The organism is Pseudokineococcus basanitobsidens, assembly GCF_037482545.1.
In the GTDB taxonomy this organism is placed as follows: domain Bacteria; phylum Actinomycetota; class Actinomycetes; order Actinomycetales; family Quadrisphaeraceae; genus Pseudokineococcus; species Pseudokineococcus basanitobsidens.
Genome location: NZ_JBBIAA010000003.1, coordinates 260337 through 282797 on the forward strand (window position 1 = coordinate 260337; position 22461 = coordinate 282797).

Annotated in this window: 15 protein-coding genes and 1 tRNA gene; 9 read left to right on the forward strand and 7 right to left on the reverse strand. The window is 74.8% G+C overall.

What is annotated here, in order from left to right:
• The first annotated feature begins 70 nt into the window (after positions 1-70).
• The 3 genes from gltB (at position 71) to pyk (ending at position 7748) form a co-directional block, all read left to right on the forward strand.
• Positions 71-4669, forward strand: a complete 4599-nt coding sequence (gene gltB, locus WDZ17_RS05485) for a glutamate synthase large subunit (RefSeq protein ID WP_339574125.1) — start codon at positions 71-73, stop codon at positions 4667-4669.
• A complete protein-coding gene (locus tag WDZ17_RS05490; RefSeq protein ID WP_339574126.1) occupies positions 4662-6155 on the forward strand; it encodes a glutamate synthase subunit beta in 1494 nt (497 codons plus the stop codon). The genes gltB and WDZ17_RS05490 overlap by 8 nt, the downstream gene beginning before the upstream one ends.
• A gap of 114 nt (positions 6156-6269) precedes the next feature.
• A complete protein-coding gene (pyk, locus tag WDZ17_RS05495; RefSeq protein WP_339574127.1) occupies positions 6270-7748 on the forward strand; it encodes a pyruvate kinase in 1479 nt (492 codons plus the stop codon).
• Between the two features lie 229 nt (positions 7749-7977).
• On the opposite strand, the gene WDZ17_RS05500 is transcribed toward pyk, so the two are convergent.
• A tRNA-Leu gene (locus WDZ17_RS05500) sits at positions 7978-8054 on the reverse strand.
• A gap of 94 nt (positions 8055-8148) precedes the next feature.
• On the opposite strand from WDZ17_RS05500, the gene WDZ17_RS05505 reads away from it, so the two are divergent.
• A complete protein-coding gene (locus WDZ17_RS05505) occupies positions 8149-8784 on the forward strand; it encodes an ANTAR domain-containing response regulator (protein ID WP_339574128.1) in 636 nt (211 codons plus the stop codon).
• Between the two features lie 160 nt (positions 8785-8944).
• Positions 8945-10297: an ABC transporter substrate-binding protein gene (locus WDZ17_RS05510; protein ID WP_339574129.1), complete on the forward strand. Its 1353-nt coding sequence runs from the start codon at positions 8945-8947 to the stop codon at positions 10295-10297.
• Positions 10298-10426: 129 nt separating this feature from the next.
• Here WDZ17_RS05510 and WDZ17_RS05515 read toward each other — a convergent pair whose 3' ends face one another.
• Genes WDZ17_RS05515 through WDZ17_RS05530 form a run of 4 tightly spaced genes read right to left on the reverse strand, consistent with a single transcriptional unit; the run spans position 10427 to position 14674 of the window.
• Entirely contained in the window at positions 10427-11203 is a 777-nt protein-coding gene (locus WDZ17_RS05515; RefSeq protein WP_339574130.1) for an ABC transporter ATP-binding protein, read from the reverse strand.
• Complete coding sequence (locus WDZ17_RS05520) at positions 11203-12291, reverse strand: ABC transporter ATP-binding protein (RefSeq protein ID WP_339574131.1); 1089 nt, start codon at positions 12289-12291, stop codon at positions 11203-11205. Before WDZ17_RS05520 ends, WDZ17_RS05515 begins: the two co-directional genes overlap by 1 nt.
• Positions 12281-13276, reverse strand: coding sequence for a branched-chain amino acid ABC transporter permease (locus tag WDZ17_RS05525; protein ID WP_339574132.1), 996 nt, complete (start codon positions 13274-13276; stop codon positions 12281-12283). Before WDZ17_RS05525 ends, WDZ17_RS05520 begins: the two co-directional genes overlap by 11 nt.
• A 12-nt stretch (positions 13277-13288) precedes the next feature.
• Entirely contained in the window at positions 13289-14674 is a 1386-nt protein-coding gene (locus WDZ17_RS05530) for a branched-chain amino acid ABC transporter permease (RefSeq protein ID WP_339574133.1), read from the reverse strand.
• Between the two features lie 276 nt (positions 14675-14950).
• On the opposite strand from WDZ17_RS05530, the gene WDZ17_RS05535 reads away from it, so the two are divergent.
• Positions 14951-15631, forward strand: coding sequence for a GNAT family N-acetyltransferase (locus tag WDZ17_RS05535; RefSeq protein ID WP_339574134.1), 681 nt, complete (start codon positions 14951-14953; stop codon positions 15629-15631).
• A gap of 121 nt (positions 15632-15752) precedes the next feature.
• Here the strand turns inward: WDZ17_RS05535 and WDZ17_RS05540 are convergent, their stop codons facing one another.
• The gene (locus WDZ17_RS05540) at positions 15753-16196 is read right to left on the reverse strand and encodes a hotdog fold thioesterase (protein ID WP_422631840.1); all 444 of its coding nucleotides are present in this window, start codon (positions 16194-16196) and stop codon (positions 15753-15755) included.
• A gap of 277 nt (positions 16197-16473) precedes the next feature.
• Between WDZ17_RS05540 and polA the strand changes: the two genes are divergently transcribed.
• Positions 16474-19278, forward strand: a complete 2805-nt coding sequence (gene polA / locus WDZ17_RS05545) for a DNA polymerase I (protein ID WP_422631841.1) — start codon at positions 16474-16476, stop codon at positions 19276-19278.
• 3 nt (positions 19279-19281) lie between these two features.
• Positions 19282-19686: a hypothetical protein gene (locus WDZ17_RS05550; protein ID WP_339574137.1), complete on the forward strand. Its 405-nt coding sequence runs from the start codon at positions 19282-19284 to the stop codon at positions 19684-19686.
• A gap of 44 nt (positions 19687-19730) precedes the next feature.
• Here the strand turns inward: WDZ17_RS05550 and WDZ17_RS05555 are convergent, their stop codons facing one another.
• On the reverse strand, positions 19731-20585 hold the full coding sequence (locus WDZ17_RS05555; RefSeq protein WP_422631823.1) for a class I SAM-dependent methyltransferase: 855 nt from the start codon (positions 20583-20585) through the stop codon (positions 19731-19733).
• Positions 20586-20824: 239 nt separating this feature from the next.
• On the opposite strand from WDZ17_RS05555, the gene rpsA reads away from it, so the two are divergent.
• Positions 20825-22387 (forward strand): 30S ribosomal protein S1, encoded by a 1563-nt coding sequence (rpsA, locus tag WDZ17_RS05560; protein ID WP_339574139.1) that lies wholly within the window; start codon positions 20825-20827, stop codon positions 22385-22387.
• Positions 22388-22461: the final 74 nt, after the last annotated feature.

The following is a 22461-nucleotide window of genomic DNA, read 5'->3' on the forward strand; positions in this document are numbered from 1 at the left end:
CGTCCCCCGTCCCGCCGGCGCGCGGGGCACGTCGACCGCACGCGGTCCCCGTGAGGATGGTGCGAGACCCATGAGCCCGACCCCCCCGCCGCAGCAGCCGGTGCCCGAGCCCGCGGGGCCCGGCACCCCCGCCCCCCAGGGCCTGTACGACGGCCGGCACGAGCACGACGCGTGCGGCGTCGCCTTCGTCGCGACGCTGCGCGGCGAGCCCGGCCACGACATCGTCGACGCCGCCCTCACGGCGCTGCGCAACCTCGACCACCGCGGCGCCGTCGGCGCCGAGGAGGACACGGGGGACGGCGCGGGCATCCTCACGCAGGTCCCCGACGACCTGTTCCGCGCCGTGCTCGCCGACCAGGGGGTCGACCTCCCGCCGCGCGGGGCCTACGCGGTCGGCACCGTCTTCCTGCCCGTGGACGAGGACGCGGCGACGGCCGTGCAGGCCCGCGTCGAGGCGCTGGCGCAGGAGGAGGACCTCGTCGTCCTCGCCTGGCGTGACGTGCCGGTGGCCGCCGACCTCGTCGGCCTGACGGCGCGGGCGGCGATGCCGCGGTTCCGGCAGCTGTTCGTCGCCGGCCGCTCGGCGCGGATCACGGGCATGGCCCTCGAGCGCCGCGCCTTCTGCCTGCGCAAGCGCACGGAGCGCGAGGCCGGGACCTACGTGGCCTCGCTGTCCTGCCGCACGATCACCTACAAGGGGATGCTGACCACGGGCCAGCTGGAGCCCTTCTTCCCCGACCTGTCCGACCGGCGGTACACCACCGAGCTGGCCGTCGTGCACTCCCGGTTCTCCACGAACACCTTCCCGTCCTGGCCGCTGGCGCACCCGTTCCGGCTCATCGCCCACAACGGGGAGATCAACACCGTCCAGGGCAACCGGGGCTGGATGCGCGCCCGCGAGAGCATGCTCGCGTCGAGCGTCATCCCCGGTGACCTCCAGCGGCTCTTCCCCGTCGTGACCCCGGGCGCCAGCGACTCCGCGTCCTTCGACGAGGTGCTCGAGCTGCTGCACCTGGGCGGGCGCTCGCTGCCGCACGCGATGCTCATGATGATCCCGGAGGCCTGGGAGAACCACGAGCAGATGGACCCGGCCCGCCGGGCCTTCTACGAGTTCCACTCCATGTTCACCGAGGCCTGGGACGGCCCGGCCGACGTCGTCTTCACCGACGGCACGCTCATCGGCGCCGTCCTGGACCGCAACGGGCTGCGCCCCTCGCGGTACGCCGTCACCGACGACGGGCTCGTCGTCCTCGCGAGCGAGACCGGCGTGCTCGACCTCGACCCCGCCCGGGTGGTCCGGCGGGGCCGGCTCCAGCCCGGCCGGATGCTCCTCGTCGACACCGCCGCCGGGCGGATCGTCGACGACGAGGAGGTCAAGGCCGAGCTCGCGGCCGCGCACCCCTACGACGAGTGGCTGCACGCCGGTCTCGTCAGCCTCGGCGACCTGCCCGAGCGCGAGCACGTCGCGCACACCCACGCCTCCGTGACGCGGCGCCAGCAGACCTTCGGCTACACCGAGGAGGAGCTGCGGCTGCTGGTCGCGCCGATGGCGCGGGCGGGCGCCGAGCCGATCGGCTCGATGGGCACCGACACGCCCATCGCCGTGCTCTCCACCCGGCCGCGGCTGCTCTTCGACTACTTCACGCAGATGTTCGCCCAGGTGACGAACCCGCCGCTGGACGCCATCCGCGAGGAGCTCGTCACCTCGCTGACCACGGGGGTCGGGCCCGAGCAGAACATGCTCGACGCCGGGCCGGCGCACTGCCGCCAGCTCGTCATCCCGTTCCCCGTCATCGACAACGACGAGCTCGCGAAGATCGTCCACGTCAACGCGGACGGCAACCTGCCCGGCTTCCAGACCGTGCGGGTGCGGGGCCTGTACCGCGTCGACGGCGGCGGCGAGGCGCTGGCGGAGCGCCTGGACGAGATCTGCGCCGAGGTGAGCGCGGCGATCGCCGACGGCGCGCGCTTCGTCGTCCTCACCGACCGCGACTCCGACGCCGCGACGGCGCCCATCCCGTCCCTGCTGCTGACCTCTGCCGTCCACCACCACCTGCTGCGCGAGAAGACGAGGACGCAGGTCGGCCTCGTCGTCGAGGCCGGTGACGTGCGGGAGGTCCACCACGTCGCGCTGCTCGTCGGCTACGGGGCGGCCGCCGTCAACCCGTACCTGGCCATGGAGTCCGTCGAGGACCAGGTGCGCTCCGGCGTCGTGCAGGGGCTGGAGCCCGCCGACGCCGTCCGCCGCCTCATCTACGCCCTCGGCAAGGGCGTGCTCAAGGTCATGAGCAAGATGGGCATCTCGACCGTCGCCTCCTACCGCGGCGCGCAGACCTTCGAGGCGATCGGCCTCGCGCAGGACCTCGTCGACCGGTACTTCACCGGGACGACCACCCAGCTCGGCGGCGTCGGCCTCGACGTCCTCGCCGAGGAGGTGGCGCGCCGCCACCGCACCGCGTACCCGCTCGGGGGCATCGCCCCCGCGCACCGCCGGCTCGAGGTCGGCGGGGAGTACCAGTGGCGCCGCGAGGGCGAGCCCCACCTCTTCGACCCCGAGACGGTCTTCCGGCTCCAGCACGCCACGCGCGCCGGACGCTACGACGTGTTCGGCCAGTACACGCGGCGCGTCGACGACACGTCCGAGCGCCTGGCGACGCTGCGGGGTCTCTTCTCCTTCCGCGAGGGCGTGCTGCCGCCGGTCCCGGTCGAGGAGGTCGAGCCGGTCTCGGAGATCGTCAAGCGGTTCTCCACCGGCGCGATGAGCTACGGCTCGATCTCGGAGGAGGCGCACGCGACGCTCGCGGTCGCGATGAACCGCCTCGGCGGCCGCAGCAACACCGGCGAGGGGGGCGAGGACGTCGAGCGGCTCCTCGACCCGGAGCGGCGCAGCGCGGTCAAGCAGGTCGCCTCCGGGCGCTTCGGCGTCACGAGCATGTACCTCACGCACGCCGACGACCTGCAGATCAAGATCGCCCAGGGCGCGAAGCCGGGGGAGGGCGGGCAGCTGCCCGGGCACAAGGTCTACCCGTGGATCGCCCGGACGCGGTACTCGACGCCGGGCGTCGGCCTCATATCGCCGCCGCCGCACCACGACATCTACTCGATCGAGGACATCGCCCAGCTCATCCACGACCTCAAGAACGCCAACCCGTCGGCGCGCGTGCACGTCAAGCTCGTCAGCGAGATCGGTGTCGGGACGGTCGCGGCCGGCGTCAGCAAGGCGCACGCCGACGTCGTGCTCATCTCCGGCCACGACGGCGGCACGGGGGCCAGCCCCCTCACCTCGCTCAAGCACGCGGGCGGCCCGTGGGAGATCGGGCTCGCCGAGGCGCAGCAGACCCTGCTGCTCAACGGGCTGCGCGACCGCATCACCGTGCAGGTCGACGGCCAGCTCAAGACGGGCCGTGACGTCGTCGTCGCCGCGCTGCTGGGCGCCGAGGAGTACGGCTTCTCCACGGCGCCGCTCGTCGTCTCCGGCTGCATCCTCATGCGGGCGTGCCACCTCGACACCTGCCCCGTCGGCATCGCGACGCAGAACCCCGAGCTGCGGGCGCGGTACGGCGGGAAGGCCGAGTTCGTCGTCGCCTTCTTCGAGTTCCTCGCCCAGGAGGTCCGCGAGCACCTCGCGGCGCTCGGCCTGCGGTCGCTCGACGAGGCGGTCGGGCGCAGCGACCTGCTCGACGTGCGCCGCGCGGTCGACCACTGGAAGGCCTCCGGCCTCGACCTCGCGCCCGTCCTGCACCAGGTGCAGCTGGCCCCGGGAGCCTCGCGGCGGCGGACGCAGGACCAGGACCACGGCCTGGAGAAGGCGCTGGACCACCAGCTGATCGCGATGAGCCGTGAGGCGCTGGACCACGGCACCCCCGTGGAGGTGAGCAGCGGCGTCCGCAACGTGAACCGGACGGTCGGCACGATGCTCGGCCACGAGGTGACCCGCCGGTACGGCGCGGACGGCCTGCCCGACGGCACGGTCGACGTGACCCTCACGGGCAGCGCCGGCCAGTCGTTCGGGGCGTTCCTGCCGCGCGGGGTCGTCCTGCGCCTGGTCGGCGACGCCAACGACTACGTGGGCAAGGGGCTGTCCGGCGGCCGCGTCGTCGTCCGGCCGCACCCGTCGGCCCCCTTCGCCGCGGCCGAGAACGTCATCGCCGGCAACACCATCGGCTACGGCGCGACGTCGGGGGAGATGTTCCTGCGCGGCACCGTGGGGGAGAGGTTCTGCGTGCGCAACTCGGGCGCCACGGCCGTCGTCGAGGGCGTGGGCGACCACGCCTGCGAGTACATGACGGGGGGCACGGTGCTCGTGCTGGGGGCGACCGGCCGCAACGTGGGCGCCGGCATGTCCGGCGGCACGGCGTACGTCCTCGACCTGGACGAGGCCGAGGTCAACGCCGCGGCCGTCCGCAGCGGCGAGCTCGGCGTCCACCCGCTCGACGAGGCCGACCGCGTGGTCGTCGGCGACCTGCTCGTGCGGCACCGGGACGAGACGGGCTCCGAGGTCGCCACGGCCCTGCTCGCCGCCGGCGACGCGGGGCTCGACCGCATCACCAAGCTCCTGCCCCGGGAGTTCTCCCGCGTCCTCGCCGTGCGGGCGGAGGCGGCCGAGGAAGGGCTCGACCCGGACGGCGACGTCGTCTGGGGCCGCATCGTGGAGGCGACCCGTGGCTGACCCGAAGGGCTTCCTGACCCAGCGCGAGCGCGAGGAGCCGGCGCGCCGGCCCGTCGACGTCCGGATCATGGACTGGCGCGAGGTGTACGAGCAGCGCGACGAGGGGGCGCTCCTGCGCCAGGCGGGGCGGTGCATGGACTGCGGCATCCCCTTCTGCCACCAGGGCTGCCCGCTGGGCAACCTCATCCCCGAGTGGAACGACCTGACCTGGCGCGGGGACTGGGCCGAGGCCGTCGAGCGGCTGCACGCGACGAACAACTTCCCCGAGGTGACGGGCCGGCTGTGCCCCGCCCCGTGCGAGAGCGCCTGCGTGCTCGGCATCAACCAGCCGCCGGTGACCATCAAGCAGGTCGAGGTGGCGATCGCGGACCGCGCCTTCGACGAGCGCTGGGTGGTCCCGCAGCCGCCGGACCGCCTGACGGGCCGGACGGTGGCCGTCGTGGGCTCGGGGCCCGCGGGCCTCGCCGCGGCGCAGCAGCTCACCCGGGCCGGGCACACCGTCGCCGTGTACGAGCGCGACGACGCCATCGGGGGGCTCCTGCGCTACGGCATCCCCGAGTTCAAGATGGAGAAGGACCTCCTCGACGCCCGGCTGGAGCAGATGCGGGCGGAGGGGACGCGCTTCCGCCCCGGGACCCCCGTGGGCGGCGGCGCCCCGGGCGCCGTGCCGGGGACGGCGCTCGTCGCCCGCTACGACGCGGTCCTGCTCGCGGTCGGGGCGACCGAGCCGCGGGACCTGCCCGTGCCGGGCCGCGAGCTGCCCGGGGTCGTGCCGGCGATGGAGTACCTCGTGCCGGCCAACCGGGCCGCGCGAGGGCACGGGGAGGGCCCCGAGGGCCGGGGCGTGCCCGAGCACCTCGACGCGCGCGGTCGCGACGTCGTCATCATCGGCGGCGGCGACACCGGTGCCGACTGCCTGGGCACCGCGCTGCGCCAGGGGGCCCGGTCGGTGACGCAGCTCGCGCACGGCCCGCAGCCGGCGGCCGAGCGCGGCGCGGGGGAGCCGTGGCCGGTGGACCCGCGCCTGTTCGAGGTGACGAGCGCGCACGAGGAGGGCGGCGAGCGCCGCTTCACCGCCTCGACCACGCGCTTCCTCGCCGGCGAGGACGGGCGGGTCGCCGGGCTGGAGCTCGTGCAGGCCGAGCGGGTGGGTCGCGAGGTCCGCCCCGTCGAGGGCACCGAGGAGGTCGTCGACACCCAGCTCGTGCTCCTCGCGACGGGCTACACCGGTCCCGAGCGCGGCCCCCTGCTGGACGAGCTCGGCGTGGGGCTCGACGAGCGCGGGAACGTCGCGCGGGACGGCTCGTACGCCACCGACGTGCCGGGCGTCTTCGTCGCCGGGGACGCCGGTCGCGGCCAGTCGCTGATCGTCTGGGCGATCGCCGAGGGCCGCGCCGCCGCCGCGGCCGTCGACGCGCACCTCACCGGCCGCCCGAGCACGCTGCCCGCGCCCGTGCGCCCGCACGACCGGCCGCTGGTCGTCTGACGTCCGCCGGGGCTGCGCGCGGGTCCCCGTGCGCAGCCCCGCGGCCGGGGACGCGGCCGCCCCTCCCGGCTCGCCGGTCGGGGCGGAGCGGGTCGTCTCTGTAAGGTGCGTCACATGCGCCGCGCGAAGATCGTCTGCACCCTCGGGCCCGCCGTCTCCTCGGACGAGCAGCTGCGCGCCCTCGTGGACGCGGGCATGGACGTGGCGCGCTTCAACCTCAGCCACGGCTCGCACGCCGAGCACACCGAGCGCCTCCACGCCGTCCGGCGCGCCGCCGAGGAGGCCGGCCGGGCCGTGGCCGTCCTCGTCGACCTGCAGGGCCCGAAGATCCGCCTCGGCCGCTTCGCCGCGGGGCCGCAGGTGCTCGAGGTGGGCGACGCCTTCACGATCACGACCGAGGACGTGCCGGGCGACGCCCGCGAGGTGTCGACGACGCACCGGGGACTGCCCGGCGACGTGAGCCCCGGCGACCTCGTGCTCGTCGACGACGGCAAGGTCTCCCTGCGCGTCACGGCGGTCGACGGCCCCCGGGTCACCACGCAGGTGGTCGTGCCCGGCGTCGTCTCGGACAACAAGGGCCTCAACCTGCCCGGCGTCGCGGTCGGCGTCCCCGCGATGTCGGAGAAGGACGTCGACGACCTGCGCTGGGGCCTGCGCCAGGGGTGCGACCTCGTGGCCCTGTCCTTCGTCCGCGACGCGGCGGACGTCGAGCAGGTGCACGCGATCATGGACGAGGAGGGCGTCCGCGTCCCCGTCATCGCCAAGGTGGAGAAGCCGCAGGCGGTCGAGAACCTCGAGGCCGTCGTGGACGCCTTCGACGGCGTCATGGTCGCGCGCGGCGACCTCGGCGTGGAGCTCCCGCTGGAGCAGGTGCCGATCGTCCAGAAGCACGCCGTCGAGCTCTGCCGGCGCGCCGCCAAGCCGGTCATCGTCGCGACGCAGGTCCTCGAGTCGATGATCTCCGCCCCGCGCCCGACGCGCGCCGAGGCCTCGGACTGCGCCAACGCCGTGCTCGACGGCGCCGACGCCATCATGCTGTCGGGCGAGACGAGCGTCGGCCAGTACCCCGTCGAGGCGGTGCGGACCATGGCGCGGATCATCGAGAGCACCGAGGACCACGGCCTGGACCGGATCCCGCCGCTGGGCACCAACCCGCACACCAAGGGCGGCGCCATCACGCGCGCGGCGCTGGACGTGGGTGTGAACCTCGGCGCCAAGCACCTCGTCGTGTTCACCGCGACGGGGGACTCCGCCCGCCGGATGTCACGGCTGCGCTCGAACATCCCCCTCATCGTCTTCACCCCGGAACCGGCCGTGCGCGCCCAGCTCGCCCTGACCTGGGGCGTGCGGGTCTTCCTCATGCCCTACGTCACGCACACCGACGCGATGGTGCTGGCGATGGACGAGCGCCTCCTGGAGAACGGGGTGGCGGCCGAGGGCGACCTCGTCGTGGTCGTCGCGGGCGCGCCCCCGGGCATCCCCGGCTCCACGAACGCGCTGCGCGCGCACCGCATGGGCGACGCCGTCCACGGCGTCACCCAGGCCTACCGCGACACCCGCGCCGAGGCCGAGGCCTCCGCCCCCTCCGCCTGACCCGCCGACCCCCGACCACACCGTCCCCGACCGCACCGGCCCACCCGGGATCATCACGGGCGACGGTGGGGGCGGCGAGGGGCACGCCGTCGAGGGCGGGGGTGCTCGCAGGGCACGTCAGGCCGGCGCCCGGACCGGCGGCGGACGGGGCCACCGCGCGCCGAGGCAGTGCCCGGAGAGGAGCCCCGTCCTCGGCACCCGCCCCGCTCGTCGGCGCGGGCCGACGGTGTGGTGCCCCGGGTGGGACTCGAACCCACACTGAGTGGATTTTGAGGCCACTTCCTCTGCCGGTTGGGATACCGGGGCGCGACGCGAACGCTAGCGCGTCGCCCGTCGGCGGACCGGGTGGTGGCGCCGCGGCGTCCCCGGGCGAGGAGCACCGGGGGCTAGGGTGACCGGCGTGAGCGAGCAGCCCAGCACCACGAGCAGCAGCGGCGACGGCGCCGGAGAGCAGGACGGTCCGCGGCGGCGCGTCGTCGTCGCGGAGGACGAGGCGATCATCCGGCTCGACGTCGTCGAGACGCTCACGGAGGCGGGCTTCGACGTCGTCGGGGAGGCGGGCGACGGCGAGAGCGCCGTGCGCCTGGTCGAGGAGCAGTCGCCCGACCTGGTCGTCATGGACGTGAAGATGCCGGTGCTGGACGGCATCTCGGCGGCCGAGCGGATCGGTCGCCACGGTCGTTCCGCGGTGGTGCTGCTCACCGCGTTCTCCCAGAAGGAGCTCGTGGACCGGGCGCGCGACGCGGGCGCCATGGCGTACGTCGTCAAGCCGTTCACGTCGGCGGACCTGCTGCCCGCGGTGGAGATCGCGCTCAGCCGGCACGCCGAGTTGCGGGCCCTCGAGGACGAGGTGTCCGACCTCACCGAGCGGTTCGAGACCCGCAAGCGCGTCGAGCGCGCGAAGGGGCTCCTGCAGCAGCAGATGGGGCTGTCCGAGCCCGAGGCGTTCCGGTGGATCCAGAAGACCTCGATGGACCGTCGCCTCACCATGCGCGAGGTGGCCGACGTCGTGCTCGAGCAGGTCGGCAAGGGCTGAGGCGGGCACCCCGCCGGGAGGCGGGGGCGCCGGGTCACGAAGTGGTGACGAGCGGCGCAGGATGCGCGTCCGGGGGTCCGCACGGTGGAGCGCTCGACTACGTTCCGGGCACCCACCAGACCTCGGGGGCGACGAGCCCCCGGGACGAAGGAGCCCTTGCATGAAGCGAACCATCCTGGCCCGGCGGACGGCGGCGCTGGTCGGCGTCTCCGCCCTGGCCCTCGCCGGCTGCGGCGACAGCGGGTCGGACGACGCGTCCGCCCCCGCCGCCTCGGACGCCCCGTCGGCGTCCTCGTCGGCCGCGCCGTCCTCGACCGCGACCGCCGGTGTGGAGGAGTGCGAGCCGGAGACCCCGCCCGAGGCCACCGGTGACGGCGTCCTCACCATCGGGTCGCTCCTGCCGCAGACCGGCAACCTCGCCTTCCTCGGCCCCCCCGAGTTCGCCGGCGTGCAGCTCGCCGTCCAGGAGATCAACGAGAACGGCGGCTACAACGGCCAGGACGTCGCCTACTCCGAGGGCGACTCGGGCGACACGAACACCGACATCGCCTCCACGACGGTGCAGCGCCTGCTGGGCCAGGACGTCGACGCGATCGTGGGTGCCGCCTCCTCCGGCGTCTCGTTCACGGTGATCGACGCGATCACGGGCGCCGGCGTGGTGCAGATCTCGCCCGCCAACACGGCACCCGACTTCACCTGCGCGGAGGACTCGGGCCTGTACTTCCGGACGGCGCCTTCGGACGTCCTCCAGGGACGCGTCATGGGTGACCTCGTGGTCGGTGACGGGTACCTGGACATCGGGGTCATGGCCATCGACGACCCGTACGGCACGGGCCTGGCGGCCAACGTGCAGGAGACCATCGAGGCGGGCGGCGGGAGCATCGCCGGTGGCGAGCCGATCATCTACAACCCGCAGGCGCCGAACTACAGCGCCGAGGTGGCGCAGCTCGCCGAGACCGACCCCGAGGCCATCGTGCTCATCGGCTTCGACGAGTCCCTGCGCGTGATCCCCGAGCTCATCTCCCAGGGGATCGGGCCGAGCGAGGTGCCGCTCTACCTCGTCGACGGGAACCTCGCCAACTACAGCGACGACGGCCTGGAGCCGGGCGCGCTGCTGGGGACGAAGGGCACGCTGCCCGGGGCCGCGTCGACGGGCGACTTCCGCGACCGCCTCCTCGAGGTCGACCCGTCGCTGCAGGACTTCAGCTACGCGCCGGAGTCGTACGACGCGGTCATCATGACGGCGCTCGCGGCCGTCGCCGCGGGCGACGACAGCGGGGCGAGCATCGCGTCCCAGCTCCCGGCCGTGAGCCGTGAGGGCACGGAGTGCTCGACGTACGCCGAGTGCCTCGAGCTCCTCCAGGCCGGCGAGGACATCGACTACCAGGGCGTCTCCGGGCCGGTCGAGTTCTCAGACCTCGGCGACCCGACCGAGGCCACGATCGGCATCTACTCCTACGTGGAGGACAACAGCTACGAGAACGACTCCTACGTGGAGGGCTCGGTCGGCTGACACCGCGACGGCGTACGCGAAGGGCCCCGGTGCTGCGGCACCGGGGCCCTTCGTGCGTGCGGAGCGCGTCCCCGGGGACGCCGGTCCGGGACGTCGGTCCCGGGGGACGTCGGTCCGGGGGACGGCGGCTCAGGCGCCGGCCAGCGTGCCCAGGTAGAGCTGGATGACCTTCGGGTCCTGCGCCAGGTCCTTGCCCGTGCCGCTGTAGGCGTTGCGCCCCTGGTCCAGGACGTAGCCGCGGTCGCAGATCTGCAGGCACCGGCGGGCGTTCTGCTCGACCATGACCACCGAGACGCCCGTGCGGTTGATCTGCCGCGTGCGGATGAAGACCTCGTCCTGCAGTGCGGGGGAGAGGCCCGCGGAGGGCTCGTCGAGGAGCAGGACCTGCGGCTCCATCATGAGCGCCCGGCCCATGGCCACCATCTGCCGCTCTCCGCCCGACAGCGAGCCCGCGCGCTGGCCCCGGCGCTTGCCGAGCGTGGGGAAGAGGTCGACGACGGCGTCGAAGCGCTCGCGGAAGCGCTGCGGGGCCTGGAAGAGCCCCATCTCGAGGTTCTCCGAGATCGTCAGGGACGGGAAGACGTTGTTGTTCTGCGGGACGAAGCCGACGCCGCGGGTGACGAGCTTGTCGGCGCCCATCCCCGTGATGTCGGCGTCCCCGAGGCGCACCGACCCGGACCGGACCTTCACGAGGCCGAAGAGGGCCTTGAGCAGGGTCGACTTGCCTGCGCCGTTGGGGCCGATGATGGCGACGAGCTCGCCCGGCGTCACGTAGAGGTCGCAGCTGTTGAGGATGTTGACCCCCGGCAGGTAGCCGGCGACGACTTCGTCCGCCCGCAGGACGGCTCCCTCGGCGCCGGCGAGGTGCTCGGAGCGGTCCTGGCCCTCGATCTCGCGCGCGCTCATCATCCGACCTCCCGGTCGTGCTCGCGCTCGAGCTCCGCCTCGGCGGCGGCGACCTGCTGCTCCTCGTCCTCCTCGGTGAGGGGGGTGTCGTGGTGGCCCCCGAGGTAGGCGTCGATGACGGCCGGGTCGGCCATGACGGCGTCCGGCGGTCCCTCGGCGACGACGGTGCCCTGCGCCATGACGACCACCCAGTCGGAGATGTCCCGGACCATGTCCATGTCGTGCTCGACGAAGAGCACGGTCATGCCCTGCTCGCGCAGGTCCTTGACGTGACCGAGCAACGACTGCGTGAGGGCCGGGTTCACCCCGGCCATCGGCTCGTCCAGCATCACCATCTGCGGCTCCGTCATGAGGGCCCGGGCCATCTCGAGGAGCTTGCGCTGCCCGCCGGAGAGGCTGCCGGCGAAGTCCTCGCGCTTGGCGTCGAGCTTGAAGCGGCGGAGCAGCTCGTCGGCCCGCCGGGTGTTGGACTCCTCCTGGCCCCGCCACAGCCGGCCGAACATCGCGGACAGGAGCCGCTCGCCGACCTGGCCGGTGGCGCCCAGGCGCATGTTCTCGATGACCGTCAGGCGCGAGAGCGCCTTCGTCAGCTGGAAGGTGCGGACCATGCCGCGCCGCGCGACCCGGTGGGCCGGCACGCGGGCGAGGCTGCGTCCCTCGAAGGTCCACGACCCCTCGTCGGGCCGGTCGAAGCCGGTGAGGAGGTTGAAGAACGTCGTCTTGCCGGCGCCGTTGGGGCCGATGAGGGCCGTGATGGCGCCGCGCTGGACCTCGACGTGCGCCACGTCGACGGCGGTGAGGCCGCCGAAGCGCCGGACGACGCCGTCCGCGACGAGGACCGGGTCGGGCTTCGGCGCGCCGGGGACGTGGGGGACGTCGCGCAGGGCCGCCCGCGCGGCCAGCGCGCGGGGACCGGGACCGGTGGCCTGCGCCGGTGCGCGGTCGTCCTCGAGGTCGGTCACGGGGCCGGCGTCCGCCGTGCCCGCGAGCGGGGTCGCCGGGGACGGCGGCGAGGGCTCGTGGTCCGAGGTCCCCGCCCCCGGTCGGGCCGGGTGCGAGCCGTGCGGGGTCGAGTCGTCAGCGGGCATCGATCGCCAGCTCCCTCCGGTCGCCGAAGATGCCTTGCGGCCTGAAGATCATGAGCAGCATCAGCGCGATGCCCACGAGCATGAAGCGGACCTGCCCCACCTGCGTGGAGCTCATGATGGCCTCCGGGACGTACCCGGCGCCCACCGCCTGCACCAGGACGTTCTCGGTGAGCACGAGGACCACCCAGAAGATCGCGGCGCCGACGACGGGGCCGAGGACGCGGGCGGCCCCGCCGAGGAGCAGCACGGTGTACACGAAGAAGGTCAGCTCGGTGCCGTACAGGTCGGGCTGGACGGAGGCGCGGCCGAGCCCGAAGAGGAAGCCCGCGAGGGCGCCGATGACACCGCCGATGACGAGCGCCTGCATCTTGTAGGCGTAGACGTTCTTGCCGAGGCTGCGGACGGCGTCCTCGTCCTCGCGGATCCCCTTGAGCACCCGCCCCCACGGGCTGCGCATGAGGAGCCAGACGACGAGGCAGCACAGGGCGATGAGCACCCAGCCCACCAGGAGCACCCAGGCGAGCCGCGCGCCGAAGACCCACGGCCCGAAGCCGTAGGAGCCCCCCTGCTCCAGCGGGCTGAGGGCGTAGAACCCCTCGGCGAAGCCGGAGAGGCCGCTCGACCCGCCGGTCTGCTCGCGCAGCGTCGAGCTGCGCACGGTGAGCCGGACGATCTCGGCGGCCGCGATCGTCGCGATGGCGAGGTAGTCGGCGCGCAGCCGCAGCGTCGGGATCCCGAGCAGCACGGCCAGGAGCACGGCTGCGACGAGGCCGACGACGACACCGACGCCGAAGGGCAGGCCGAGGACGGTCACGGTGACGGCGATGCCGTAGGCGCCGACGGCCACGAAGGCGGCCTGGCCGAAGTTCAGCAGGCCGGCGTAGCCGAACTGCACGTTGAGCCCGACGGCGGCGAGCGCGTAGATGACGGTCTCCAGGCCGATGGCCGACCGCGCCGTCTGGGTGAGGATCGAGGACCAGTCCACGGGGGGCTCCGCTCAGCCGACCCGCGACGCGCGGCCCAGGATGCCCTGGGGCCGCACGAGCAGGACGAGGATCAGGACGAGGAGCGCGCCGACGTTCCGCAGCTCGGTGGGGATGACGATCGTGCTCACCTCGAGGAAGACGCCGATGACGAGGGCGCCCACGACGGCGCCGAAGGCCGTCCCGAGGCCGCCGAGGGTCACCGCGGCGAAGACGAGCAGCAGGATCTGGAAGCCCATCTGGTACTGCACCTGCTGGGCGAGGCCCAGCAGGACCCCGGACAGCCCGGCGAGCGCGGCGCCGGAGATCCAGACGGTGCGGATCACCCGGTCGACGTCGATCCCGGAGGCGGCGGCCAGCGCGGGGTTGTCGGAGACGGCGCGGGTGGCCTTGCCGAGCCGCGTGCGCACGAGGACGAGGCCGACGACGACCAGGACGACGGCGGCGAGGCCCATGCTGAAGAGGTCGATGGGCCGCAGGGTGAACAGCCCGAGGTCCAGGCCCCGCTGCCCCTGGTAGTCGGCGTACGTCTGCGTCGAGCCGCCGAACAGGTACAGCCAGAGGTAGCGCAGGAAGAGCGCCAGCCCGATCGAGACGATCATCATGGCGACGAGCCCGGTGCCCCGCCGGCGCAGCGGCTGCCACAGGAGCCGGTCGTTGGCGAGGCCGAAGACGCCCCCGGCCACCACCGCGAGCGGGGCGGCGAGCAGGAAGGGCAGGCCGACGCCGACGTTGAGCGCGTACGTGACGAGCGCCCCGAAGGTGATCAGCTCGCCGTGCGCGAAGTTCGTGAGACCGGTCGTGCCGAAGACCATGGACAGGCCGATCGCGGCCAGCGCGATGATGAGGCCGTAGCGGAGGCCGTTGGCGAGCAGCTGGGCGACCTGCCCGGCGCTGACCCCACCGGCGTCGGCGCCGGCGCCGCCGTCCTCGGAGAGCTGGAAGATGACCGGGTTGGCGCTCCCGGAGGTCACCGACCGCTGCACCGGGTTCTCGCGGGGCAGCAGCTCGGCGGCGGGGCCCGTGAGGGTGTCGACGTCGAGCTGCACCGAGTAGGTGCCGGTCCCGGGGACCACCAGCTCCGCCAGACCCCCGTCGTCCGTCGTCCCCGTCACGGGGTCCACGCCCGCGCTCGTGGCGGTGACGGTGGCCCCGGCGACGTCCTCGCGGTCCGCGGTCCGCACCCGGACGGTGATCGTCTCGCCCTCGGGGTCGCTCTCGGTCGTGACCGCCGGGTCGGGGGTCGCCGCCGACCCGGCCGCGGACGGCGCCGGCGTCGCCGCGGCGGCGCCCGTGGCGCCGACGGCCGGGAGGACGGCGACGAGCGCGAGCACGACGAGGGCCAGCAGCCCTCGCGGGAGGGCCAGCGGCGGTGGCGCCGCTCGGCACGGGTCGGGCACGGGTGGTCTCCCCTCGGCAGGACGGCTCCGCCCACCGCCGCGACGGGCGCCCGGCGGTCGAGCGGGCGTACTCAACCACGAGGCGGCCGTGCGCAGGGCGCACCTCGCCCAACTCGACGACGGGAGCCCGCGCGCCGACCGCGGGAGGGCTGCTCCCACCCGTCCGGGTGGTCGCCGGTCGACGAGGCGGGACGTCGGGGACGGCGCCCGGGACCGCTGCGCCCGGCCGCACTACGCTCCGCCCGCCCGACGCAGGCGACGACGAGGTGGTGGCAGGTGGGCGGCTCGAGGCTGGTGGTACGCACGGCGGGACCGCAGGACGCGGGCGCCGTCCTGGCGCTCGTCGCCGACGTGCGCGCCGGCGCGGCGGGTGCCGCGGGGTCGGCGAGGGACGGGTCCGCACCGGTCGCCGGCGACGCCGGGCCGGGCGCGGGCGGCTCGTCCGGGGACCCGGCCGACGGCCGGCTCCCCGAGGCGGTGGTCGCGAGCGCCCTGTCCCGGCACGACGTCCTCGTCCTGCTCGCCGAGCTGCGCGAGCGCGCCGTGGGCGTCCTGGTCCTGCGGCGCGGCGAGGTCCTGCCGCTGTCCGAGCGCTCCGCCGCGCACGTGGAGCAGCTCGCCGTCGCCCCGGACCAGCGCCGACGAGGGGTGGGCCGGGCCCTCCTCGCCGCCGCCGCGCGCTCGGCCCACGACGACGGGCTCGCGCGCATCGTCGTGTCGGCGCCCCCGAGCGGGCGGGAGGCGCAGCGGTTCCTCGCCCGCCTCGGCTTCTCGCCGCTCGTCGTGCAGCGCAGCGCGTCGGTGGCGGCCCTGCGGGAGGCCCTGCGCGGCCCGCGTCCGACCGCGCCGCCGCCCGTCCTCGACGAGCGCCTCGACGCGGCCGCCTCCCGGCGCGCCGCCGTCGAACGCGTCCTGTCCCGCCGCCGCCGCGAGCGCGGGCTCACCGGCACCCTCTGACCTCCGGCCCGACCTCCGGGGCCTTTCCTCCTGCCCTGACCTCCGGACCCGCCGTGACCTCCGGGCCTGCCCTGCGGGCCTCACGCCTGGTGCGGGGGGCCGGGCCCGGCGAGGGCGGTGGTCACCCGCCGCGGGCGGCCAGCAGCTGGCACGTGAGCCGCGCGGTGCAGACCCGGCGCCCCTGGTCGTCGGTGACGACGACCTCGTAGCTGACGACCCGGCGCCCGACGTGCAGCGGCCGACCGGTCGCGACGACCCAGGCCGAGCGGGCGGGGGTGAGCGCACGGTGGTGGGTCGCGTTGAGGTCGACACCGACGGCGACCACGCCCGGCCCCGCGGCGAGGGTGGCGCCGACGGAGCCGACCGTCTCGGCGAGGGCCGCGGAGGCGCCGCCGTGCAGCAGCCCGGCCGGCTGGGTGTTGCCCGCCACCGGCATCCGGGCGACCACCTGGTCCGGGGCCACGGAGACGAACTCGGTGCCCGTCCGCTCGGCGAGGGTGCCCGCGCACACGGCCGTCGCCGCCCGTGCCGCGGCGGCCGGGTCCTCCGCGGCGAGGGCGCGCAGCGCATCCCAGGCGTCCGGGGTGGGCGGGGCCTCCGGGACGGGCGGAACGTCCGGAGCGGCCTGGGGCGGTGCGCCCCCGTCGCCGGTGGGGCCGTCCGCGCCGGGGTCGTCGTCGGTCACGGCGCCTAGTCTGGCGGGCGTGAGCGACAGCGCCCTCCTGCGTCCCGGTGCCGGCCCCGACGACGACCTCGTGACGCCGTCGTCCGGCGGCCCGGCGGGCTCCCGCGAGGACGCCGCCGGGGACCCGAGGGCGCAGGCGGGCGCCCAGGGCGCCGCGCTGGCGGGGGCCGAGGGCAGCCGTCCGCGGCTGCTGCTCGTCGACGGCCACTCGATGGCCTACCGGGCCTTCTTCGCCCTCCCCGTCGAGAACTTCTCCACGACGACGGGCCAGGTCACCAACGCCGTCTACGGCTTCACGTCGATGCTCATCAACGTGCTGCGGGACGAGGCGCCGACGCACGTCGCCGTCGCCTTCGACGTCTCGCGGGAGACCTTCCGGGCGCAGGAGTACGCCGAGTACAAGGCGGGCCGGGCGAAGACGCCGGCCGAGTTCTCCGGGCAGGTCGGGCTCGTCAAGGAGGTGCTCGCGGCGCTGCGCGTCCCCGTCGTGGAGAAGGAGGGCTTCGAGGCCGACGACGTCATCGCGACCCTCACGACGCAGGCGCGGGCGCAGGGCTTCGAGGTGCTCGTCTCGACGGGGGACCGGGACGCCCTGCAGCTCGTCGACGACGCGACGACCGTCCTCTACCCGCGCAAGGGCGTCTCCGACCTCGTGCGGATGACGCCGGACGCCGTCGAGGAGCGGTACGGGGTCCGCCCGCAGCGCTACCCCGAGCTCGCCGCGCTCGTGGGGGAGACCAGCGACAACCTCCCCGGCGTCCCCGGCGTCGGCCCCAAGACGGCCGCCAAGTGGCTCGCCGCGCACGACGGGCTCGACGGGCTCGTCGCGGAGGTGGACCAGCTGAAGGGGAAGGCGGGCCAGTCGCTGCGCGACCACCTGGACCAGGTGCTGCGCAACCGCCGTCTCAACCGCCTCGTCACCGACCTCGACCTGCCCGTCGTCGTGGACGACCTCGTCGTCGCGCCCTGGGACCGCGAGGAGGTGCACCGCGTCTTCGACGCGCTGGAGTTCCGGGTGCTCCGCGAGCGCCTGTTCGCCACGCTGGCCACCCCCGAGCCGGAGGCCGAGGGCGGCTTCTCCGTCCGGGTCGCCCGTCCGCGGGGCGCCGCCGAGGTTCGTCGGTGGCTGGACGCGCTCGGCGACGCAGCGGTGGGCGTGCACGTGCTCGGCCGCTGGGGCGCCGGCACGGGGGAGGCCACGGGCCTCGCCCTCGCCGCCGCCGACGGCACCGCCGCCTGGTTCTCGCTCGCCGCCGCCGCAGGGAAGGCCGGTACCGACGGAGAGGGCCCGGCCGAGGCGGCGGACGGCCCGGCGGAGGGCTCGGTGCTCGACGACGAGGGCCGTGCGGTGCTGGCGACCTGGTTCGCGGACCCCGGCCGGGCGAAGGTCGTCCACGACGCGAAGGGGCCGCTGCAGGCCCTCGCGGGAGCGGGGCTCGCGGTGGCCGGCCTGGCCGGCGACACGGCGCTGGCGGCCTACCTCTGCCGTCCCGACCAGCGCTCGTACGACCTCGCCGACCTCGCGCTGCGTCACCTGCACCGCGAGCTGCGGGTCGAGGAGGAGGAGCGCGAGCAGGGCGAGGAGGAGCCCCAGCTCACGCTCGACGTCGACGGCCCCGCGACACCCGAGGGGGCGCCGGACCCGGCGCCCGGGGCGGCCGTGCGCGCCGCCGCGGTCGCCGAGCTCGACGACGTCCTGGCCGCCGAGCTGGCCGAGCGCGGCGGGACGGCGCTGCTCGCCGAGCTCGAGCTGCCGCTCGTCGGGGTCCTGGCCCGGATGGAGGCGCGCGGCGTCGCCGCCGACGGTGCGCAGCTGCGAGCCCTGGAGGACCAGTTCGCCGCCACGGTGGAGGAGCAGGCCGAGGCCGCGTACGCCGTCATCGACCGGCGCGTGAACCTCGGCTCGCCGAAGCAGCTCCAGGAGGTGCTCTTCGAGCAGCTGGAGATGCCGCGGACGAAGCGGATCAAGACGGGCTGGACGACCGACGCCGAGGCCCTCGCCGACCTGCTCGTCAAGACGGACGGCCACCCGGGCAGCGGCTTCCTCGTGCACCTGCTGGCGCACCGCGACGCGAGCCGGCTGCGGCAGACGGTCGAGGGCCTGCTCAAGACCGTGGCGCCGGACGGACGCATCCACACGACCTACCAGCAGACGATCGCGGCCACGGGCCGGCTGTCCTCGACCGACCCGAACCTGCAGAACATCCCGATCCGGACCGAGGAGGGGCGTCGCATCCGCCGCGCCTTCGTCGTCGGAGAGGGCTACGAGAGCCTGCTGACGGCGGACTACAGCCAGATCGAGATGCGGATCATGGCGCACCTGTCCGGCGACGAGGGTCTCGTCGAGGCGTTCCGGTCGGGCGAGGACCTGCACTCCTTCGTCGGCAGCCGCGTCTTCGCCGTGGAGCCCGCCGACGTCACCCCGGCGATGCGGAGCAAGATCAAGGCGATGTCGTACGGCCTGGCGTACGGGTTGTCGGCGTTCGGCCTCTCCCGGCAGCTGCGCATCGCCGTCGAGGAGGCCCGCGGCCTCATGGACGAGTACTTCGAGCGCTTCGGCGGGGTGCGCGACTACCTCCGGGGGGTCGTCGACGAGGCGCGCTCGACGGGCTACACCGAGACCATCCTCGGGCGGCGGCGCTACCTGCCCGACCTCACGAGCGACAACCGCCAGCGCCGCGACATGGCCGAGCGGATGGCGCTCAACGCCCCCATCCAGGGCTCGGCGGCGGACGTCATCAAGGTGGCGATGCTCGGCGTCGAACGGGCGGTCGCCGAGCAGGGGCTGCGCTCGCGGATGCTCCTGCAGGTGCACGACGAGCTCGTCCTGGAGGTCGCGCCGGGGGAGCGGGACGCCCTCGAGGCGCTCGTGCGGGAGCAGATGGCCGGCGCCGCCGAGCTGTCCGTGCCGCTCGACGTCTCCGTCGGCGTCGGCACCTCGTGGCACGAGGCCGGTCACTAGCGCATGAGCACCCCTCCGGACGCCACCGGCGCGCAGGTCGAGGACGCGCGGGTCCTGCTGGCCCAGCGCGTCGCCGTGGTCGTGGCCCTGCCGCTCTCCGTCGTGACGGGGGTCGGCCTGCTCGTCGGGGACGCGGTGGCGCTGTGGTTGTCCTTCGCCGCGCTGGACGCCGCGGTCGTGAGCGCGGCGCTCCTGCTGCGGGCGCCGCGCCGGCGCCGCCGCGGCGTCCGCACGGCGCTGCCCTACCTGGCCGTGCTCCTCGGGGCACTCGTCTTCGTCGCCGCCCGGGACGCCCTGCTGGGCACCGGGGTCGGCGCGGTCGCCGCGGCGGTCGGCGGGGCCGCGGCCGGGCTCGGCCTCGCCCTGCCCGCCGCGCTCGACGTGCTCCGGCACCGTCCCGTCGGCTGAGCCCGACCGCCCGTCCGGCACGTCCCGGGGCGGGGCGGCGCCGGTCAGGTGTCCAGCACGCAGACGAAGACGGCCGTGCCGGGCAGCAGGCGGCCGCGCAGCGGGCTCCAGCCTCCCCACACGACCTCCCGGCCCGGGGGCCAGCGCGGCTCGACCAGGTCGACGAGGCGGAAGCCGGCGGCGACCACCTCGCGGACGCGCTGGCCCAGCGTGCGGTGGTGCTCGGCGTAGAGGACCTCGCCCTCCTCGCCCGTCTCCACGTACGGAGTGGTGTCGAAGTAGCTGCTCGTGGCCCGTAGCCCTGCCTCCCCGGGGTCGTCGGGGAACGCCCACCGCACGGGGTGGGTGAGGCTGAAGACCCAGCGGCCACCGGGCCGCAGGACCCTCGCCACCTCGGCGTGCACCCGTTCCGGCTCGGCGGTGAAGGGCAGCGCGCCGTACGCGGAGACGGCGACGTCGACGCACCGGTCGGCCAGGGGGAGGCGGGCGGCGTCGGCCTGCACGAGGACGAGACCGGGGTCCTCCGCCCTGCCCTGCGCGAGCATCCCGGCGGACAGGTCCAGCCCGACCACGTCGGCCCCGGCGTCCTCGAGCCACCGGCTGCCCTGCGCCGCCCCGCAGCCGACCTCGAGGACCCGGCGACCGCGCACGTCCCCCAGCAGGCGGGCGTCGGCCTCCCGCACGCCCTCGGGGCCCCACACCAGGTCCCGCCCCCCGAGGTGGCCGGCGTGCTCGGCGAGGTAGCCCGGCGCCGCCGCGTCCCACCAGCCGCGGTTGGCGCGCACCGTGTCCGGGGCGCCCACGGGGCGGTACCCGACCGCGGCCAGGGCGCTGCGCGCGGGCGCCCGGTCGCCGCCGACGTCGTGGGGGGCAGGCGGCGGGGTGGTCACGCCGGCCATGGTGGACCACGCCCGGGCGGGGCTTTGTGCGCGCGGCGGGGCGGCGCGTACGCTGGCCCGGCGCGTGTCCTGCGCGCGGCTCTCGTCCTCCTCGCCGGACGGGTCCGGCCCCGGCCGGGCGACGCGTCGGCGGAGGCCGTCGGCCGCGGGCGGACGGGCGCAGACCCCTGACCACGCGACGACGCCGCGCCCAGCGGTGCCGCCCGACACCACCGTCCGCATCGGAGCCCACCGACTTCATGACCACCACCACCGAGCGCCCCTCCGGCACCCCCCAGGTCGCGATCAACGACATCGGCACGGCCGAGGACTTCCTCGCCGCGATCGACGCGACCATCAAGTACTTCGACGACGGTGACATCGTCTCCGGGACGATCGTCAAGGTCGACCGCGACGAGGTGCTCCTCGACATCGGCTACAAGACCGAGGGCGTCATCCCCTCGCGCGAGCTGTCGATCAAGCACGACGTCGACCCGGGCGAGGTCGTCGGCGTCGGCGACGAGGTCGAGGCCCTGGTCCTCCAGAAGGAGGACAAGGAGGGCCGGCTGATCCTGTCCAAGAAGCGCGCCCAGTACGAGCGCGCCTGGGGCACGATCGAGCGCATCAAGGACGAGGAGGGTGTCGTCACCGGCACCGTCATCGAGGTCGTCAAGGGCGGCCTCATCCTCGACATCGGCCTCCGCGGCTTCCTGCCCGCCTCGCTGGTGGAGATGCGCCGCGTCCGCGACCTGCAGCCGTACGTCGGCCAGGAGCTCGAGGCGAAGATCATCGAGCTCGACAAGAACCGCAACAACGTGGTCCTCTCCCGCCGCGCCTGGCTCGAGGAGACCCAGTCGGCGGTCCGCCACAACTTCCTGCAGACGCTGCAGAAGGGCCAGGTCCGCTCGGGGAACGTCTCCTCGATCGTCAACTTCGGCGCCTTCGTGGACCTGGGCGGCGTCGACGGGCTCGTCCACGTCTCCGAGCTCTCCTGGAAGCACATCGACCACCCCTCCGAGGTCGTCGAGGTGGGCCAGCCGGTCACCGTCGAGGTGCTCGACGTGGACATGGACCGCGAGCGGGTCTCCCTGTCGCTGAAGGCGACGCAGGAGGACCCGTGGCAGCAGTTCGCCCGCACGCACGCGATCGGGCAGGTCGTGCCGGGCAAGGTCACCAAGCTCGTCCCCTTCGGCGCCTTCGTGCGCGTCGACGAGGGCATCGAGGGCCTCGTGCACATCTCCGAGCTGGCCGTGCGCCACGTCGAGGTGCCGGAGCAGATCGTCTCGGTCGCCGACGAGATCTTCGTCAAGGTGATCGACATCGACCTCGAGCGTCGCCGGATCTCGCTCTCGCTGAAGCAGGCGAACGAGGGGCTGGACCCCACGAGCAGCGAGTTCGACCCGTCGCTGTACGGCATGGCGCAGGAGTACGACGAGGCCGGGAACTACAAGTACCCCGAGGGCTTCGACCCCGAGACGAACGAGTGGCTCGAGGGCTTCGAGGCCCAGCGCGAGGAGTGGGAGCGGCAGTACGCCGAGGCCCAGGCGCGCTGGGAGGCGCACAAGCGCCAGGTCGCCTCGGCGAACGAGGCCGAGGCCGAGGCCGTCACCGCGGGCGACACCCCCGCGACGTCCTACTCCTCGGGCTCCGGCTCGTCGTCCTCCTCGTCCTCCTCGTCGTCGGGCTCCTCCTCCCGCTCGAGCTCGTCGTCGGCCCCCTCGTCGCCGGCCCCGAGCGGCGACGGCGGGAGCAGCGAGGGCACCCTGGCCTCGGACGAGGCGCTGGCGGCCCTGCGCGAGAAGCTCACCGGCTCCGGCAGCTGAGCCCGGTCGTCGGCCCCGGGACGCACCCGGGCGCCGGCGGCACCCAGCACGGCCCGGGGGGGGGGGGGGGGGGG

Coding starts and splice junctions, on each gene's coding strand:
- pyk (WP_339574127.1), top strand. CDS start 6,270: ATGCGCCGCGCGAAGATCGTCTGCACCCTCGGGCCCGCCGTCTCCTCG.
- WDZ17_RS05520 (WP_339574131.1), bottom strand. CDS start 12,291: ATGCCCGCTGACGACTCGACCCCGCACGGCTCGCACCCGGCCCGACCG.
- WDZ17_RS05555 (WP_422631823.1), bottom strand. CDS start 20,585: ATGGCCGGCGTGACCACCCCGCCGCCTGCCCCCCACGACGTCGGCGGC.
- WDZ17_RS05515 (WP_339574130.1), bottom strand. CDS start 11,203: ATGAGCGCGCGCGAGATCGAGGGCCAGGACCGCTCCGAGCACCTCGCC.
- WDZ17_RS05510 (WP_339574129.1), top strand. CDS start 8,945: ATGAAGCGAACCATCCTGGCCCGGCGGACGGCGGCGCTGGTCGGCGTC.
- gltB (WP_339574125.1), top strand. CDS start 71: ATGAGCCCGACCCCCCCGCCGCAGCAGCCGGTGCCCGAGCCCGCGGGG.
- rpsA (WP_339574139.1), top strand. CDS start 20,825: ATGACCACCACCACCGAGCGCCCCTCCGGCACCCCCCAGGTCGCGATC.
- WDZ17_RS05550 (WP_339574137.1), top strand. CDS start 19,282: ATGAGCACCCCTCCGGACGCCACCGGCGCGCAGGTCGAGGACGCGCGG.